Origin of the sequence: Priestia sp. TRN 1309, assembly GCF_050846875.1 — a bacterium.
In the GTDB taxonomy this organism is placed as follows: Bacteria; Bacillota; Bacilli; order Bacillales; family Bacillaceae_H; genus Priestia; species Priestia zanthoxyli.
In genome coordinates this window covers 49,340-65,775 of the sequence record NZ_JBOZGM010000003.1, presented here as the reverse complement: position 1 = coordinate 65,775, position 16,436 = coordinate 49,340, and the positions used below count along the sequence as shown (strand labels likewise).

Here is a 16,436-nt window from a genome sequence, read left to right as displayed (position 1 = left end):
TTCATCATATCTCCAATACTTTAAAATCTTCATGCTGTTGTTCATATTCTAGATAGTCTCCAGTCACTGCTTGAACAAACTCAATATTAATTGAACGCGCTTTTAACTTTTTACGAACGTCACGCTCAGAATCTGCGTTCACATACACTGTTTTTGTATTTTCACGTACAGCTACTTCACTCATTTTTTCTTGAAAATAAACTTTAAAAATCATAACAAAAATCTCTCCTTAATTCCGAAATTCAAATAACTTATTTTATTATATTATAAAATGTGTATGTATTTCATGTATTTTCTAAAGAAACTTGCTTTCACTACATTTTAGTCATCTAAATATAACAAGTCAATTAATTATAGAATAATATTAATAGGAAACGGATACAAGACTATATTTTCCGGGCGTATAAAAAATAAGGGCTATTCCATTGTACGATGCAGACACACACTCTGCAAATTTTACAACAGAAAGCCCTAAAAAAATCGATTATGCCATCGTTTTTTTACGCAATAATTCATTCCAGCGTTTTAGCAGCCTTTTTCGAAAATCTTTTAACATGATTTTTCAGCTCCTTTGTTTTTTTGCGATACCTGCCTGTCTCTCTCTGTACTTTTATTATATGATGAAAAGGGAGAGGTTTCTCGTGGTTAAATATGGAAAAATTGTAAATGGGAACGTCCATTTATAGAGAAATCAGCGCTTGTTTGGTATAATTGGAAAGGCTTAACAAAGAGATAAAAAATTATAAAAAATAAGGTGATAAACGTGGAACGAAAGATTATTTTTTTTGATATTGATGGAACGTTATTGGATCATGATAAAAAACTGCCTGCTTCTACAAAAAAAGCTGTCCAGCTGTTAAAAGAGCAGGGGCATGAAGTGGCAATTGCAACTGGAAGGGCTCCTTTTATGTTTAAAGATCTGCGTGAAGAGTTGGATATTCAAACATATATTAGCTTTAATGGTCAGTACATTGTCTTAAATGGAGAAGTTCTTTACAAAAACCCGTTAAATAAAGAAGAGCTTCAGGATTTAACGGCTTTTGCTGTTGAGCATGATCATCCTGTCGTATACATGGATCATGAAGATATGAAATCAAACATTGAATTTCATGATTATATCGAATCCAGCATCAGCACGCTGAAAATTGGATTTACCCACCCTCACCACGATCCTGCTTATTTCAAAGGGCGTGAAATTTATCAATCCCTCTTATTCTGTACAGCGGGAGAAGAAGCTCCTTATGAAGAAAAATTTAAGAAATTTGACTTTATTCGCTGGCATGAATTTTCAACTGATGTTCTCCCAAAAGGTGGATCAAAAGCGCGAGGAATTGAGACCATGATTGAAAAGCTTGGCTTTGATAAAAAAGATGTATATGCATTCGGAGACGGCTTAAACGATATCGAAATGCTTGAGTTTGTCGGAAATGGCGTAGCGATGGGAAATGCGGAAGAAGTCGTGAAAGAAGTGGCTGATCTTGTTACAAAAGATGTAGCAGAAGGTGGTATTCTCCACGGATTAGAGCTAGTAGGATTGTTAAAATAAGAAAAAACGCGAGCTCTAGCTCGCGTTTTTTAGCGTTCATATGGAAAAGCATTTTCAGGTTCTTGAAATGGGTTTTCTTTATTGATGTAATCATAAAACATAATTCCGTCTAAATGATCAATCTCGTGCTGAAATACGACAGCAGGAAGGCCTTTCAAACGAATTTTCACTTCTTCGCCTTCAAGCGTTGTGCCTTTTACTGTGATGCGTGCATATCGAGGAACAAATCCTGGGATATCTTGATCGACAGACAAGCAGCCTTCACCGCCTGTAAGATATGTCTTTTCAACTGAGTGGCTAATGATCTTAGGGTTAAATAATGCATAGCTGTATAGCTTGCCTTTTTCATCCGTAACGTGTACCCCAATCATTCGTTTTGATACATTAATTTGAGGAGCGGCAAGTCCGATACCAGATCGCAGTCCATATTTAGCAGCAATTTCAGGGTCTTGGCTGTTTTTTACATATTCTAATAAGCTATGTAAAATCTTTTTGTCTTCTTCAGAAGCAGGTAACGGTACTTCTTTTGCTACTTCTCGCAGCGTTGGGTGTCCGTCTTGGATAATATCGTTCATTGTAATCAACTTTCACATCTCCCTAGGCTATTTTATAGGTATAAAGTGTACCAAATCCGTATAAAAAAGTCATTACCTCGACCTTGACCACATAAATGTTTCTACTAATTATATGTATCAAACATTTGGAAAAACATGCATAAGAAAACATAAAAGCGGCAGTTAGCCGCTTTTATTGTATAATTACCAGCCGCCACAGCTGCAGCCGATAATAACTAATAAAATGAACAGTACGATTAATAACACGAAACCTTTATTAGAACCGCCGCAGCCATATCCACCATAACCCAACATAATGTAACCTCCCGTAGTTATCAATCCCAAGGTAAAAAGTAATAAACTCCCTTTTTTTCACGATTGGGTTAGTATAATATATTAAAAGGTGGAAAAAGGGTGTAGATAAATTGCTAATTTCCTACAAAAATTGTATAATGACCCATGAATAAGGGAGGATTTACCAAATATGAAATGCGTCGGAAGATATATAGTTATTGGCATTGCTGCTATGTCACTAGCAGGCTGTGCAGAGGGCTCATCGCCTGAACTTGAGGTATATAATGGATTAGAAAAAGTGGTAGCACAAGAAAAGCAATTTGCTGATCAGCAAAAACCGTTAGCTGATTTAGAACAGCAAGAAAATGCGATATACGACCAAATTATTGAGCTAGGGATTAAAGATAAAAAGAAAATAAAAAATAAAGCACAAAAAGCGCAGCAGTTATTAGATGAGCGTGAAAATAAATTACAAAAAGAAGAAAAAAGCATCAGCGCTTCGCAAAAACAGTTTGAAGCGACAGAGCCAAAGATCCAAAAGCTAGAGGACGGCAAAGCAAAAGAAGAGGCGCTTGAACTATCTTCGTTAATGAAGAAGCGTTATAAGGCCTACCAGTCCTTACATGATGCCTATCTTCATTCCATTGAATTAGATCGTCAGCTATATACGCTCTTTGAAAAAGACAATGTGAAATTAGAGAATCTTGAAACACAAATCGCTTCGATCAATGCTACTTATAAAGAAGTTGAAAAGAAAAAAGAAACGTTTAACACACTAACAGCTGACTATAACAAAGCCAAAGAAGATTTTTATAACAAAACGAAGTTAAAGGTGAAAAATAGCGAGGATAAATAAGAAGGCCTGTGAAGTTTACAGGTCTTTTTTTTTGGCTGAAAAGGAAGGTTTTCTGAAATAAAGAAAGAGTTTCGACACGATTCAAGTAAAAATTACAAAAGGTTATTGTTTTAAAAAATCGTTTATTTGTGGCAAGATAGGAGATGTGCAGACGTAAAAAAAGAGAAGGTTATTATAAAACATATAATACAGTTTGTATCTGTGTAATAGTACAGCATGTCTTTTTTATGTGTTTTATTTCACAAACTAAAAAAGCGTAATTTCTTGATGTAAATGCATTGACGAACTGTTTTAGTGTATTGTAAACTAGGTAGCGTAGTAAGTGTTGTATTAATCATTTTTGCAAAATAATTAATACAGTTTAACGAAACGCTCGTTTCGCTTAAACTTTCCTTTTACGTAAATGTTTGCACAGAATTCGCTGGGGAATACATAGAAATGTTAAGGGTTAGCGAATTCAAAAAGCTACTCGACAAAATATGACTTTTACTTGTCCATTTGGGACATTCTAAAAGCGTGTATGTTTGTTTGATTAGTAAAATGAATTTATACGGCTTAAATGAAAGGAAGAGGTGACTTAGATGGCTGCTAAAACTAAAAAGGCTATTATTGATGTATCAAAGCAACTTGATAAAATCGCTGAGCAGTACCAAACGTTCCAAATTCTTAATGAAGAGGGCGAAGTAGTAAATAAATCAGCGTTGCCAGATTTATCTGACGAAAAATTAAAAGAGTTAATGACTCGCATGGTATACACTCGTATTCTTGATCAACGTTCAATTTCATTGAACCGTCAAGGTCGTTTAGGTTTCTATGCACCAACTGCTGGGCAAGAAGCTTCTCAAATCGCTTCACATTTCGCATTAGAAAAAGAAGACTTCATTTTACCTGGGTACCGTGATGTGCCTCAGTTAATTTGGCATGGTCTTCCACTATATCAAGCGTTCTTATTCTCTCGTGGTCATTTCCACGGTAACCAAGCGCCAGAAGGTGTAGATGTACTTTCTCCACAAATCATCATCGGTGCACAAATCGTGCAAACTGCTGGTGTGGCACTAGGTCTTAAAAAGCGTGGTAAAAAAGCAGTAGCGATCACTTATACAGGTGACGGCGGAGCTTCACAAGGTGACTTCTACGAAGGTATGAACTTCGCAGGTGCATTCAAAGCTCCAGCAATCTTTGTTGTACAAAACAACCGCTTTGCAATTTCAACACCAGTTGAAAAGCAATCTGCAGCACGTACAATCGCTCAAAAAGCAGCGGCTGTTGGTATCCCAGGCGTTCAAGTAGACGGTATGGATGCACTAGCAGTATACGTTGCAGTAAGCGAAGCTCGTGAGCGTGCAGTAAACGGTGAAGGTCCAACTTTAATTGAAACATTAACTTACCGTTATGGTCCACATACAATGGCTGGTGACGATCCAACTCGTTATCGTACAGCTGAGCTTGACACTGAGTGGGAAAAGAAAGATCCACTTGTTCGCTTCCGTAAATTCTTAGAAGCTAAAGGCATCTGGAATGAAGAAGAAGAAAACAAAGTAATCGAGCAAGCTAAAGAAGATATCAAACAAGCTATTAAGAAGGCTGACGATTATCCAAAACAAAAAGTTACAGATTTAATGGAAATCATGTACGAAACTATGCCTTCAAACTTACAAGAGCAATATGAAATCTACAAAGAGAAGGAGTCGAAGTAAGCCATGGCGCAAATGACAATGATTCAAGCGATTACTGATGCGTTACGCACAGAAATGAAAAACGACGAAAACGTATTAGTTTTTGGTGAAGACGTTGGCGTAAACGGTGGAGTATTCCGTGCGACTGAAGGTCTTCAACAAGAATTCGGCGAAGATCGCGTATTCGATACGCCATTAGCTGAATCTGGTATCGGTGGTCTTGCTGTGGGTCTATCGACTCAAGGTTTCCGTCCGGTTCCTGAAATTCAATTCTTTGGTTTCGTATACGAAGTACTTGATTCTGTATCAGGTCAAGCTGCACGTATGCGCTACCGTTCTGGCGGTCGCTGGAATGCACCAATCACATTCCGTTCACCATTTGGTGGAGGCGTTCATACACCAGAACTTCACGCTGATAGCTTAGAAGGTATCGTAGCATCTCAACCTGGTCTAAAAGTTGTAATTCCTTCAACTCCATACGATGCAAAAGGTCTTTTAATTTCATCAATCCGTGATAACGATCCGGTTGTATACTTAGAGCACATGAAGCTTTACCGTTCATTCCGTCAAGAAGTACCTGAAGAATCATACACTATTGACTTAGGTACAGCTGATGTGAAACGTGAAGGTACAGACGTAACGCTTATCGCTTACGGTGCAATGGTACACTCATCATTAAAAGCAGCTGAAGAACTAGAAAAAGAAGGTATCTCTGCTGAAGTAGTGGACTTACGTACAGTTCAACCTTTAGATATCGATACAATTCTTGCATCAGTTGAAAAAACTGGTCGCGTAGTAGTAGTTCAAGAAGCTCAAAAACAAGCTGGTATCGCAGCTAACGTTGTAGCTGAAATTAACGATCGTGCAATCTTAAGCTTAGAAGCACCAGTATTACGTGTAACAGCACCGGATACTGTGTTCCCATTCTCTCAAGCTGAGGGCGTATGGTTACCAGACCACAAAGACATCGTTGAAACAGCTAAGAAAGTACTTGAATTTTAATTAGCATTTTACTGTGATAGAAATCAGCTTTGTGCTGATTTCTGTCTTAGATAAAATAAACACTAACAAATTGAACGCAACTAACTAGGAGGGTGAAGACACGTGGCATTTGAATTTAAACTGCCGGATATCGGTGAAGGTATCCACGAAGGTGAAATTGTAAAATGGTTCGTAAAAGCTGGAGATGAAATTGATGAGGATGATGTACTAGCAGAAGTACAAAATGACAAAGCTGTTGTTGAAATCCCATCTCCTGTAAAAGGTAAAGTATTAGAAGTAAAAGTTGACGAAGGTACAGTAGCTACTGTAGGACAAGTTATCGTTACTTTTGATGCTCCTGGATACGAAGACTTAAAATTCAAAGGTGACGATCATGATGATGCACCAGCAGAAGAAGCTAAAGAAGAAGCTTCAACTGAAGAAGTGACTGAAGAAGCAACAGCTCCTGCAGCACAAGCTGATGTTGATCCTAACCGTAAAGTAATTGCTATGCCTTCAGTGCGCAAATATGCTCGTGAAAAAGGTATAGACATTAAAGCTGTTCCTGGTTCAGGTAAAAACGGACGTATTGTTAAAGATGACATCGATAGCTTCTTATCTGGTGGCTCTACAGCTACAGCAACTGCTGAAGCTCCAGCTAAAGAGGAAACTGCTTCAGCTGAACCAAAAGCAGCAGCAGCACAAGCTATTCCTGAAGGCGATCTACCAGAAACTCGCGAGAAAATGAGCGGTATCCGTCGTGCAATCGCAAAAGCTATGGTTAACTCTAAACACACTGCTCCACACGTAACATTAATGGATGAAATCGATGTAACAGCTCTTGTTGCTCATCGTAAAAAATTCAAAACAGTTGCAGCAGATCAAGGTATTAAATTAACATTCTTACCTTACGTGGTAAAAGCGTTAACTTCAGCACTTAAGAAGTTCCCAGCTCTTAACACTTCAATCGATGATTCTACAGATGAAGTAATTCAAAAACATTACTACAACATCGGTATCGCTGCTGACACTGAAAAAGGTCTTTTAGTACCAGTTGTGAAAAATGCTGATCGTAAATCTGTATTCGAAATTTCGGATCAAATTAACGACCTTGCTGGAAAAGCACGTGATGGTAAATTAGCTCCTGCTGAAATGAAAGGCGCTTCTTGTACAATCACAAATATCGGTTCTGCTGGTGGACAATGGTTTACTCCAGTTATCAACCACCCAGAAGTTGCAATTCTAGGTATCGGACGTATCGCTGAAAAACCAGTTGTACGCGACGGTGAAATTGTAATTGCTCCAGTATTAGCATTATCACTAAGCTTTGACCACCGTATTATCGATGGCGCAACAGCTCAAAACGCTCTTAACCAAATCAAGCGTTTATTAAATGATCCAGAATTATTATTAATGGAGGCGTAATAAATGGTAGTAGGAGATTTCCCAATCGAAACTGATACTCTTGTCATTGGTGCTGGCCCTGGTGGCTACGTTGCAGCAATTCGTGCAGCTCAATTAGGTCAAAAAGTTACAATCGTAGAAAAAGGTAATCTTGGAGGCGTATGCTTAAACGTTGGTTGTATTCCTTCAAAAGCATTAATCGCTGCAGGTCACCGTTTTGAACATGCTAAACATTCTGAAGACATGGGGATTATCGCTGAGAACGTAACAGTTGATTTCTCTAAAGTTCAAGAATTCAAAAACGGCGTTGTAAACAAACTTACTGGCGGTGTTGAAGGCCTTCTTAAAGGTAACAAAGTTGACATCGTAAAAGGTGAAGCTTACTTCGTTGACAGCGAAACTGTACGTGTAATGGATGAAAATTCAGCACAAACGTACAAATTCAAAAATGCAATCCTTGCAACTGGTTCTCGTCCAATCGAGATCCCTGGATTCAAATTCTCTGAGCGCGTAATCAACTCTACAGGTGCATTAGCGCTTAAAGAAGTTCCTAAAAAATTAGTTGTAATCGGCGGAGGTTACATCGGTACTGAGCTTGGTACTGCTTTTGCTAACTTCGGCACAGAAGTTACATTTGTAGAAGCTGCTGATGAAATTCTAGCTGGTTTTGAAAAACAAATGAGCTCTCTTGTTAAACGTAACCTTAAGAAAAAAGGAAACGTTGAAATCTACACAAAAGCAATGGCTAAAGGTGTTGAAGAAACTGCTGATGGCGTACAAGTTACGTTTGAAGTAGGCGGAGAGTCAAAAGTAATCGATGCTGACTACGTATTAGTTACTGTAGGTCGCCGTCCTAACACTGATGAGCTTGGTCTTGAGCAAGTTGGCGTTAAAATGACTGACCGTGGTCTTATCGAAATCGATAACCAAACTCGTACATCTGTAAGCAACATCTTTGCAATTGGTGATATCGTAACTGGACCACCACTTGCACACAAAGCTTCTTACGAAGGTAAAATCGCAGCTGAAGTAATCGCTGGCGAACCTGCTGAAATTGACTACTTAGGAATTCCAGCAGTTGTATTCTCTGAGCCTGAGCTTGCATCTGTAGGTTATACTGAAGCACAAGCAAAAGAAGAAGGATTAGCTGTTAAAGCTTCTAAATTCCCATTCGCTGCTAACGGACGTGCGCTTGCACTTAACGCTGCAGAAGGCTTCTTGAAGCTTATCACTCGTAAAGAAGACGGAGTAGTTGTTGGTGCTCAAATCGCTGGACCTAGCGCATCTGACATGATCGCTGAACTTGGTCTTGCTATCGAAGCTGGCGTAACAGCTGAAGATATCGCATTAACAATTCACGCTCACCCAACATTAGGTGAAATCACAATGGAAGCTGCTGAAGTAGCTATTGGAAGCCCAATTCACATTGTAAAATAATGTTTTTAAAAAGCTGATGCGTATGCATCAGCTTTTTTTTTTGAAGAAAACGGTTTTCATAAAGTATAAGGTGCTTGTCAGACAGTTTTTTTACTGGTTGAGTATAATTCTAGCAGAAAGATGTAAAAAGCGCTGAGACAGTCTTAAATGAGTTCTAGATGCATACATATAAAGTGGGACGTGCTTTGCTTATAGTTGGACACAAAATTGCTTCTTTGGATAACGAATGAAAAGGCGGCGAAGGAGCTATGAAGACATATTTCGTTTGGAGCTTGCACATTGTTATTTGGATGGGGTATTCACTGGTTGAATTATTATCAAAACGTGATCAATTGACATCTAAAATTATTTTATTTTTAGTATTTGCTTATTTAGCTTACGGTATAGCAGAAATGAACGTCAAATCTAAAAGGCTGGCGCTTATGATGACGGGCACAACGTCAGCTATCTGCTTGACATGTTATCAACTAATTTTATTTTGCACGGCGTAAGAGTGCATAAAAAAAGCGTTAGCTTATATAAGCTAACGCTTTTTTTGTCTTACACAGATTTCTTTTCTCTTTTTAACGCGCCTTCTTCTTTAAATGCTTTCATTAATGAGAAGACCGTTAGCACCAGCACAATTGAGAATGGAAGTGCTGCTATAATCGCAGCTGTTTGGAGCGCATCCAAACCACCTGTCCAAAGCAAAATGATTGCTGTTAACGATTGAATTAAGCCCCACGTAAGCTTAATAGAGCCTGAAGGATTTAGATCACCGTTTGTTGTCTGCATTCCTAAAACAAATGTAGCTGAGTCAGCTGATGTAATGAAGAATGTAGCAATTAAGCAAATAGCAACAATGGACATGAACGTACCAAATGGAAACTGTTCAAGTACGTAGAATAAAGCAACTTCTGTTCCTTTATTATTGATAACATCCATAACAGGAAGATCCTTAAAAAAGTCTAAATAAACCCCAGAACCTCCGAATACAGCAAACCATAATCCGCCAAATACGGTCGGAACAGCTAGTACACCAATTAAAAATTCTCGAATGGTTCTACCTCGTGAAATACGAGCAATAAACGTACCAACGAACGGTGCCCAGGCGATCCACCATGCCCAGTAGAAAATTGTCCAATCTTGAACCCAGGTGCTGTTATCAAACGGGCTCAATCGAAAACTCATCGACGGCAAGTTTTGAATGTAGCTGCCAATTGTTGTAACGAATAAGTCCATAATAAAGTTGGTTGGACCTGCAAATAACAAGAATAGCATTAACAGAATAGCTAAAACAATATTAATGTTACTCAAATACTTAATACCCTTGTTCAGACCTGTCTGTGCTGACAGCATGAACAAGAACGTCACGATAATAATAACAATTAATTGAGTCGTGAAATTATTATCAATACTTGGCGACAAGTAAGAGGCTCCACCAGTAATTTGAATAGCGCCCAGTCCTAGAGATGTTGCCACCCCAAAAATAGTTGCAAATACGGCGATAACGTTTATGATCGTTCCAAGAGGTCCATCAACACGTTTTCCTAATAGTGGACGTAAAATATTACTGATTATGAACGGGTAACCTTTTCTAAATTGAAAATATGCAAGGGCCAGTGCAAGAACGGAATAAATAGCCCAAGGATGTAAACCCCAGTGGAAAAACGAATAACGTAGAGCTGCACGAGCTGATTCTGCTGTACCGCCTTCACCAGAAGGTGGAGTATGAAAATGATTGATTGGTTCTGAAACACCCCAGAATACAAGTCCAATCCCCATACCAGCACTAAATAACATAGCAAACCACGAGACATAACCATACTGAGGCTTTTCGTCAGGTTTACCTAGTTTAATGTTTCCGTACTTTGAAAAAATTAAGTACAGCGTAAAAACTAAGAATAATGTAGCTGCTAATAAATAATACCAGCCAAATTTCTCGATGATAAAACTATGTATTGCCGATGTGACAGGTGTAAGCGCTGCGCTTCCTAGCACAGATTCCGGAATAACACCCCATACGATAAATACTGCAGCAATAATAACCGAAATGATAAAAACAGGAGTCAGTTTTTTCATCGATTATCACTCCTTTCCTATTCTATTTTACATAACATAGTTTCTCATATAACCTTTTTAGCTATACATGAAACCACATGGTTATACATTCTAGTAAAGTTTGTATGAAATGTCTACCCTATTAGTAAGAAAAAAAGGCAAGATCTCAAATTCTTATTTTTCGTAATTATTTTAAAGTGCCGAAATAGATATGAAATTAGACATAGTTTTTTCATATAAATAGAGATGATGCTAAGGGATCAGCTTTTTGAAAACAAATATAACATTTATGAGAAAAATATTTTTAATGTGACATACTAATTAGTTGTTGACATATTTAATGTGACATAATAATATAATATCAAGAGTTGTAAAACGCTTACAAAAAAAGACGGTTAAAGGGGAGTTTACAAAATGGGAACAATCGTATGTCAAACATGTAACTGCACAATTGATCATTTCGAAGATGAGAAAGTGACGCGATTATACTCAACATGTAAAAGCGGAGAATGTCAAAAAGCAGATGAAGATTTAGATTAATTCAATAAAAAAAAGGTGCGGAATTCCGCACCTTTTTTTATTGAATTGCTTTATGTTCTTTAATGACACGAAATGTCTTTAATTCAAAATCTTCCGGACCCTGCACTGGTAAACCTGCCTCTAAGTTTGTTTCAATATAGGTTAAATTTTCCTCAGTGATGATTTCCCCAGGAATAAAAATAGGAATACCAGGAGGATAGACCATTACAAATTCTGCAATAATACGACCTGCTGACTCATGAAAAGGTACCACTTCGGTTTCAGCGTAAAAAGCATCACGAGGTGTTAAAGCCAATACAGGAATATCAGGTAATAAAATAGCAGGTTTTGCCGTTGTCTCAGAAAGGTTATGGAATTTTGCGGATAACTCACGCAGAGCTGTGACAAGACGTGAAAGATCTTCTTCTGTATCTCCGGGCGTGATAATACATAGAATATTATAAAGGTCAGACATTTCCACTTCGATATTATGAGCTTCACGCATCCATTTTTCTACGTCATAGCCCGTAATTCCTAAATCTGAAACAGAAATAATTAATTTAGTAGGGTCTAAATCATACGTAGCTTTTGTGCCTAAAATTTCTCTGCCTATACATCGGATATGCTCAATTGTATTAATTTCTTTTCGTGCTTTTTCAGCAAGAGAAATTGCACGTTCAGCCAGCTCTTTTCCTTCTGTAGCTAGACGTTTTCGTGCAACATCTAAAGAAGCCAGCAGCAGATAAGAGGTTGATGTTGTTGTCAGCATGCTTAAAATAGACTGTACGCGTTTTGGAGAAATTAAGCCTTCGCGTATGTTTAAAATGGAACTTTGCGTCATAGAACCGCCTAATTTATGAACGCTTGTTGCTGCCATATCTGCACCGGCCTGCATAGCAGACAGAGGCAAATCATCATGGAAGTGAATATGAACGCCGTGAGCTTCATCAACAAGTACAGGCACTTGATACGAGTGGGCAATTTCTACGATTTTACGAAGGTCTCCGGAAATTCCAAAGTAAGTTGGATTGATAACAAGCACTGCTTTTGCTTCAGGGTGCTGCTTTAAGGCTTTTTCTACAGAGTCCGATGTAATACCGTGAGAAATGCCAAGATTTTCGTCAATTTCAGGATGAATAAAAATAGGCGTAGCTCCTGAAAAAACAATCGCACTCATAACAGATTTATGCACGTTTCTAGGAACGATAATTTTATCTCCAGGTCCACATGTCGCCATAACCATTGCCATAATTGCTCCGCTCGTTCCTTGAACAGAGAAAAAAGTATGATCAGCACCAAATGCTTCTGCAGCTAAATCCTGCGCTTGTTTGATAATGCCTTTTGGCTGGTGAAGATCATCAAGGGGACCGATATTAATTAAATCAATGGATAAAGCATCATCGCCAATAAATGAGCGGAATTCAGGATCCATTCCATTTCCTTTTTTATGTCCAGGGATATGGAATTGTGTTGGGTTTTTCTTAGCGTGATTAACCAATCCAGTAAATAATGGAGTTGAAAATTGAGAAGACAACTTTGCTATACACCTCTTTTATCATAAATTGTCAGTCCCTCTAAGCAAAGCTTAGAGGGACTTTGATTGTTTTTTTATCAAATTACAGCATTCAATTTTATATACCAAAAACTAATGGCTGTTGAATTATACATATTAAAATATCAGATCTTTTTTCTACAAAAGAAATTCAACAGAAATTCTACTCCGCAGTTTTCTTGATTTTAACCATTATATAAATGAATGAAACGCGTATGTTTACTACTGTTTGATAATATAAATACAATTTTTAGTTAAAAAAATACAAGTAATTGTAAACTGCTTATTACTTATTATTTTATAGTTCTTTATGTTTTGAAAATCCCCATAAAACAAAAGAATTATAGCACTTATTAACCTATTTGCAAAGATATTTTAAAGAGAAAATAAAAAGAAAAAAAAGGAGAAATTCTTTTGGGTGAAAAGAGAATAAATTTTGTGTACATTATAGATTGTGATAGAGTTAAGAATATAGATATACATAGAATGAAGAAATAAATGGAGTGATGAGAAGTGGAATATCAATACCCTATCTCCCTTGATTGGAGTACAGAAGAAATTATTGATGTAGTGAAGTTTTTTGAAAGCATTGAACGAGCTTATGAAAAAGGTATTGAGCGTGATCACCTAATGGCAGTCTATCGCCGATTTAAAGAAATTGTGCCAAGTAAAGCAGAAGAAAAAACAATCTGTAACGATTTTGAAGACCAAAGCAAATACTCTTCTTATCGAACGATTCAAAAAGCAAAGGCTGCTTCTTCTGGAGATCTCATAAAAATGTAAAAACTGAGACTGGACAAAAGTAGTTTAGCCGAAGTAAAAAACGAATCATTAATCAAATTGTTTGATTAATGATTCGTTTTTTTTGTTACGGTGAACATAGAGTTTATCTGTTTCGTTTCTTCTAGCAGTTGATTGGAAGGCAAGGCGAAGACTCCTGCGGGGAAAGCGGAACAGGCGAGACCCCGCAGGAGCGCAAGCGACGAGGAGGCTCACCGGCCGCCCGCGGAAAGCGAAGCCTTGCAGGGAAATCAACTGCGGTGTCACAAGCGTTTCAGCTTATGTATCCCATTTATTGGTCTTTCGATGAGCTTCCTTTCGTTATGTCTCACCCTCATTTTTTTATATCAATTCGTTAAAATTATGCATATGCTTTTTTAGTTAGTTCATATAATGGAGTTACCGTATGAAATGTTTGTTCAATACGAGCCATCCATTCTTCGCCGTTCATTGCAATCGCTTCTTCTTTTGGAATTGTAATGCCGCATAGGATCTCAGCTTTTTTAACCGTCTCTAGACGTTCAAACAAACTCTCTAAGTCTTCAGAAGATAAGTCGCCCATTTTTTTACTATCAGGTTTTGTATGATCTTTCGACCAAACAAACGAGTCTGGGATATTTTGACGAATCTCCTCCATGTTTTGTTTTAGCAGCTTTCCAAATTGTTCTTTAATAGGTGATTCGTAAATGACGGCAAACCACACAAAGACGTGTGTTTCCCAAAGGCCAATTTGAAAATGAGGGAGCTTTTTATACCCGCGTTTACTGTTAGCAAAGGCTACCCACGTATCTGCTGGCGGGTTAACTGTTCTTCGTGCATGTTTGGCAATGTGTACGAACATTTCATCTCCACAAAGTGAAGAAAGAGTAGGAGCAAAATGATTGCTCAATTGTTCGAATTTTGGGCGTATCGTTGTCTTGATGGCTTCCATACGTGCATCAAGCCCCTCGATACGGAATACGTTAAAGTCATCTTGTGAAAATCCTGAGAATGCCATGTGAAACCTCCGTTTTTTTAGTGAATATGTATAGCTGCTGTGCATCTATGCAAGTAAGTATGATTTACGCGAAGATTCTACCACATGAAAAGCATAAACACCAATTAATTCGCATATGCTTGTCAAAACGTGTCTATCATTTTTTTATAGGTAATCACACAATTTAGTTGCATGAGATTAGGTTTCGACATAGACTATATCAATCAAAATATCTGAAAATTTAGTTTTCTATAAGTGGGTTCAATAATTTGAGAGGGGTGTTTGAAACATGAAACAAGTGGTGAATATGTATAAGAAGAATGATGGACAAAAAAGATTAGGTGTAATTCGGTTGGAGTTAGATTACGAGTTAGCGACGTTATATGAAGCCATGATGGAGAATAATGAGGAACAAAAACAAAAATGTAAGCGAAAGCTCGAGAAACTTCGTGAAGAAATGATATCTCTTCAGTAGCAGACACGGGAATAAAATAGAACAAATATGGGTAAACTGTAAAAAAGGATTAAACTGAATGAGCAGATTCATAAGTGGTAACAGAGCACGTGGGAGAAGAAGCGGCAGTTCTTCTCCCACGTGCTCTGTTAATTGACATCTTGCAGAGGTTTTTTTAAGCTTAAATAAGAGACGTATTTTTGAGGGGGAATTGAGATGACACAACGCTGGAAAGAAATTGATACATACGTTAAAGAGTGGCTAAAAGAAGCTGGACAAAAAATTCAACAGTCGTTTAGTAAAGAACTTCTCATTCAAACGAAATCGAATCCAAATGATTTAGTAACAAATATGGATAAAGAAATTGAACAGTTTTTTATCTCAAAAATCAATGAAACCTTTCCGGAACATCATATTCTCGGAGAAGAAGGATATGGGGAAGAGCTTGAATCAGAAGAAGGAACGATTTGGATTATCGATCCGATCGACGGTACGATGAACTTTGTTCATCAGCAGCGAAATTTTGCTATTTCCATCGGTATATTCGAAAATGGTGTAGGACAAGCAGGTTATATTTATGATGTTATTCATAATGAGCTGTATCATGCTTTAAAAGGACAGGGCGCGTTTATGAATGACATCCAATTGCCGAAACTTGAACCTGTACCAGTTGAAGAAGCTATTATTAGCTTAAATGCAACGTGGGTGACGGAGAACCGCCGTATTGATCCTTCCGTATTAAGTCCGCTTGTGCGTAAAGTAAGAGGGACCCGTTCATATGGATCCGCAGCTATTGAGCTTGCTTACGTAGCGGCTGGACGCTTGGATGGATACATTACTTTACGTTTGGCTCCATGGGACTTTGCTGCCGGTAAAGTGTTGATTGAAGAAGTTGGAGGAGTCATGACGGATTTAGAAGGGAAGCCGTTAGAGATTCTTGAAAAAAGCAGTGTATTTGTAAGCAAACCAACATTACATGACGAAATCTTTCGTACGTACCTTGAAGGAAAGTGGAATAAATAAAATAGAAGTGAAGACTTACGTGTAGTCAAAGAATTTTGTGATGAAAAAACGTCATGAACCATTTTGATGTTGCAAATGGCCATGACGCTTTCAATCATCGCAAAAAAATTACAGCTGCCCTTTTTCTCGCATTTTTTTCTTAGTCGTAAAGCCAAGACCCATTACAACAATTAAAGCTACGATAGCTAAAATGACCCCGAGAGCGCTTCCTTCTCCGATAAATATGCCAATTGACATAATAGCTGCAGTTGCGATGAATGCATATAAAACGAATACCCACTTAATGTTTCTCATGTTGATTCCTCCCATTTGTAACGGATATTTATAGTGTACAACAAAATCAT

At 37.8% G+C, this 16,436-nt stretch carries 19 protein-coding genes; 12 read left to right on the top strand and 7 right to left on the bottom strand.

Annotation, left to right across the window (positions count from 1 at the left end):
• Positions 1 to 4: 4 nt before the first annotated feature.
• Positions 5 to 214 (bottom strand): DNA-dependent RNA polymerase subunit epsilon, encoded by a 210-nt coding sequence (locus tag ACRPLQ_RS12640; RefSeq protein ID WP_013056049.1) that lies wholly within the window; start codon positions 212 to 214, stop codon positions 5 to 7.
• A gap of 549 nt (positions 215 to 763) precedes the next feature.
• Between ACRPLQ_RS12640 and ACRPLQ_RS12635 the strand changes: the two genes are divergently transcribed.
• A complete protein-coding gene (locus ACRPLQ_RS12635) occupies positions 764 to 1,546 on the top strand; it encodes a Cof-type HAD-IIB family hydrolase (RefSeq protein WP_033578407.1) in 783 nt (260 codons plus the stop codon).
• 29 nt (positions 1,547 to 1,575) lie between these two features.
• Here ACRPLQ_RS12635 and def read toward each other — a convergent pair whose 3' ends face one another.
• Positions 1,576 to 2,130, bottom strand: a complete 555-nt coding sequence (def, locus tag ACRPLQ_RS12630; RefSeq protein WP_013056051.1) for a peptide deformylase — start codon at positions 2,128 to 2,130, stop codon at positions 1,576 to 1,578.
• Between the two features lie 174 nt (positions 2,131 to 2,304).
• Complete coding sequence (locus ACRPLQ_RS12625) at positions 2,305 to 2,415, bottom strand: YjcZ family sporulation protein (protein ID WP_016763434.1); 111 nt, start codon at positions 2,413 to 2,415, stop codon at positions 2,305 to 2,307.
• Positions 2,416 to 2,584: 169 nt separating this feature from the next.
• Here ACRPLQ_RS12625 and ACRPLQ_RS12620 point away from each other — a divergent pair, with 169 nt between their 5' ends.
• The 6 genes from ACRPLQ_RS12620 to ACRPLQ_RS12595 all read left to right on the top strand — a co-directional run bounded on the left by ACRPLQ_RS12620 (position 2,585) and on the right by ACRPLQ_RS12595 (position 9,239).
• Complete coding sequence (locus ACRPLQ_RS12620) at positions 2,585 to 3,250, top strand: YkyA family protein (RefSeq protein ID WP_028407940.1); 666 nt, start codon at positions 2,585 to 2,587, stop codon at positions 3,248 to 3,250.
• Positions 3,251 to 3,831: 581 nt separating this feature from the next.
• On the top strand, positions 3,832 to 4,947 hold the full coding sequence (pdhA, locus tag ACRPLQ_RS12615) for a pyruvate dehydrogenase (acetyl-transferring) E1 component subunit alpha (RefSeq protein WP_013056054.1): 1,116 nt from the start codon (positions 3,832 to 3,834) through the stop codon (positions 4,945 to 4,947).
• 3 nt (positions 4,948 to 4,950) lie between these two features.
• Positions 4,951 to 5,928 carry an alpha-ketoacid dehydrogenase subunit beta gene (locus tag ACRPLQ_RS12610; protein WP_013056055.1) on the top strand — a complete coding sequence of 326 codons (978 nt, stop codon included), beginning with the start codon at positions 4,951 to 4,953 and terminating at the stop codon, positions 5,926 to 5,928.
• Positions 5,929 to 6,030: 102 nt separating this feature from the next.
• A complete protein-coding gene (locus ACRPLQ_RS12605) occupies positions 6,031 to 7,332 on the top strand; it encodes a dihydrolipoamide acetyltransferase family protein (protein WP_028414110.1) in 1,302 nt (433 codons plus the stop codon).
• A gap of 3 nt (positions 7,333 to 7,335) precedes the next feature.
• Positions 7,336 to 8,748: a dihydrolipoyl dehydrogenase gene (gene lpdA / locus ACRPLQ_RS12600; RefSeq protein ID WP_013082295.1), complete on the top strand. Its 1,413-nt coding sequence runs from the start codon at positions 7,336 to 7,338 to the stop codon at positions 8,746 to 8,748.
• A 248-nt stretch (positions 8,749 to 8,996) separates the two neighbouring features.
• Complete coding sequence (locus ACRPLQ_RS12595; RefSeq protein ID WP_033578408.1) at positions 8,997 to 9,239, top strand: hypothetical protein; 243 nt, start codon at positions 8,997 to 8,999, stop codon at positions 9,237 to 9,239.
• 49 nt (positions 9,240 to 9,288) lie between these two features.
• Here the strand turns inward: ACRPLQ_RS12595 and ACRPLQ_RS12590 are convergent, their stop codons facing one another.
• Positions 9,289 to 10,809, bottom strand: a complete 1,521-nt coding sequence (locus ACRPLQ_RS12590; RefSeq protein ID WP_033578409.1) for a glycine betaine uptake BCCT transporter — start codon at positions 10,807 to 10,809, stop codon at positions 9,289 to 9,291.
• A gap of 393 nt (positions 10,810 to 11,202) precedes the next feature.
• Here ACRPLQ_RS12590 and ACRPLQ_RS12585 point away from each other — a divergent pair, with 393 nt between their 5' ends.
• Positions 11,203 to 11,328 (top strand): GapA-binding peptide SR1P, encoded by a 126-nt coding sequence (locus ACRPLQ_RS12585; RefSeq protein WP_013056059.1) that lies wholly within the window; start codon positions 11,203 to 11,205, stop codon positions 11,326 to 11,328.
• A gap of 37 nt (positions 11,329 to 11,365) precedes the next feature.
• Here ACRPLQ_RS12585 and ACRPLQ_RS12580 read toward each other — a convergent pair whose 3' ends face one another.
• Positions 11,366 to 12,841 (bottom strand): aminotransferase class I/II-fold pyridoxal phosphate-dependent enzyme, encoded by a 1,476-nt coding sequence (locus ACRPLQ_RS12580; RefSeq protein WP_028414107.1) that lies wholly within the window; start codon positions 12,839 to 12,841, stop codon positions 11,366 to 11,368.
• A gap of 531 nt (positions 12,842 to 13,372) precedes the next feature.
• On the opposite strand from ACRPLQ_RS12580, the gene ACRPLQ_RS12575 reads away from it, so the two are divergent.
• A complete protein-coding gene (locus ACRPLQ_RS12575) occupies positions 13,373 to 13,642 on the top strand; it encodes a UPF0223 family protein (protein WP_165635681.1) in 270 nt (89 codons plus the stop codon).
• A gap of 128 nt (positions 13,643 to 13,770) precedes the next feature.
• Positions 13,771 to 13,998 (top strand): hypothetical protein, encoded by a 228-nt coding sequence (locus ACRPLQ_RS12570; RefSeq protein WP_165635682.1) that lies wholly within the window; start codon positions 13,771 to 13,773, stop codon positions 13,996 to 13,998.
• A gap of 2 nt (positions 13,999 to 14,000) precedes the next feature.
• On the opposite strand, the gene ACRPLQ_RS12565 is transcribed toward ACRPLQ_RS12570, so the two are convergent.
• Positions 14,001 to 14,636: a YktB family protein gene (locus ACRPLQ_RS12565; RefSeq protein ID WP_034266818.1), complete on the bottom strand. Its 636-nt coding sequence runs from the start codon at positions 14,634 to 14,636 to the stop codon at positions 14,001 to 14,003.
• A gap of 268 nt (positions 14,637 to 14,904) precedes the next feature.
• On the opposite strand from ACRPLQ_RS12565, the gene ACRPLQ_RS12560 reads away from it, so the two are divergent.
• Both ACRPLQ_RS12560 and ACRPLQ_RS12555 read left to right on the top strand, forming a co-directional pair.
• Entirely contained in the window at positions 14,905 to 15,090 is a 186-nt protein-coding gene (locus tag ACRPLQ_RS12560; protein WP_013056063.1) for a hypothetical protein, read from the top strand.
• Positions 15,091 to 15,285: 195 nt separating this feature from the next.
• Entirely contained in the window at positions 15,286 to 16,092 is an 807-nt protein-coding gene (locus ACRPLQ_RS12555; RefSeq protein ID WP_014460992.1) for an inositol monophosphatase family protein, read from the top strand.
• A gap of 108 nt (positions 16,093 to 16,200) precedes the next feature.
• On the opposite strand, the gene ACRPLQ_RS12550 is transcribed toward ACRPLQ_RS12555, so the two are convergent.
• A complete protein-coding gene (locus ACRPLQ_RS12550) occupies positions 16,201 to 16,386 on the bottom strand; it encodes a YlaF family protein (protein ID WP_028414104.1) in 186 nt (61 codons plus the stop codon).
• Between the last annotated feature and the right edge of the window lie 50 nt (positions 16,387 to 16,436).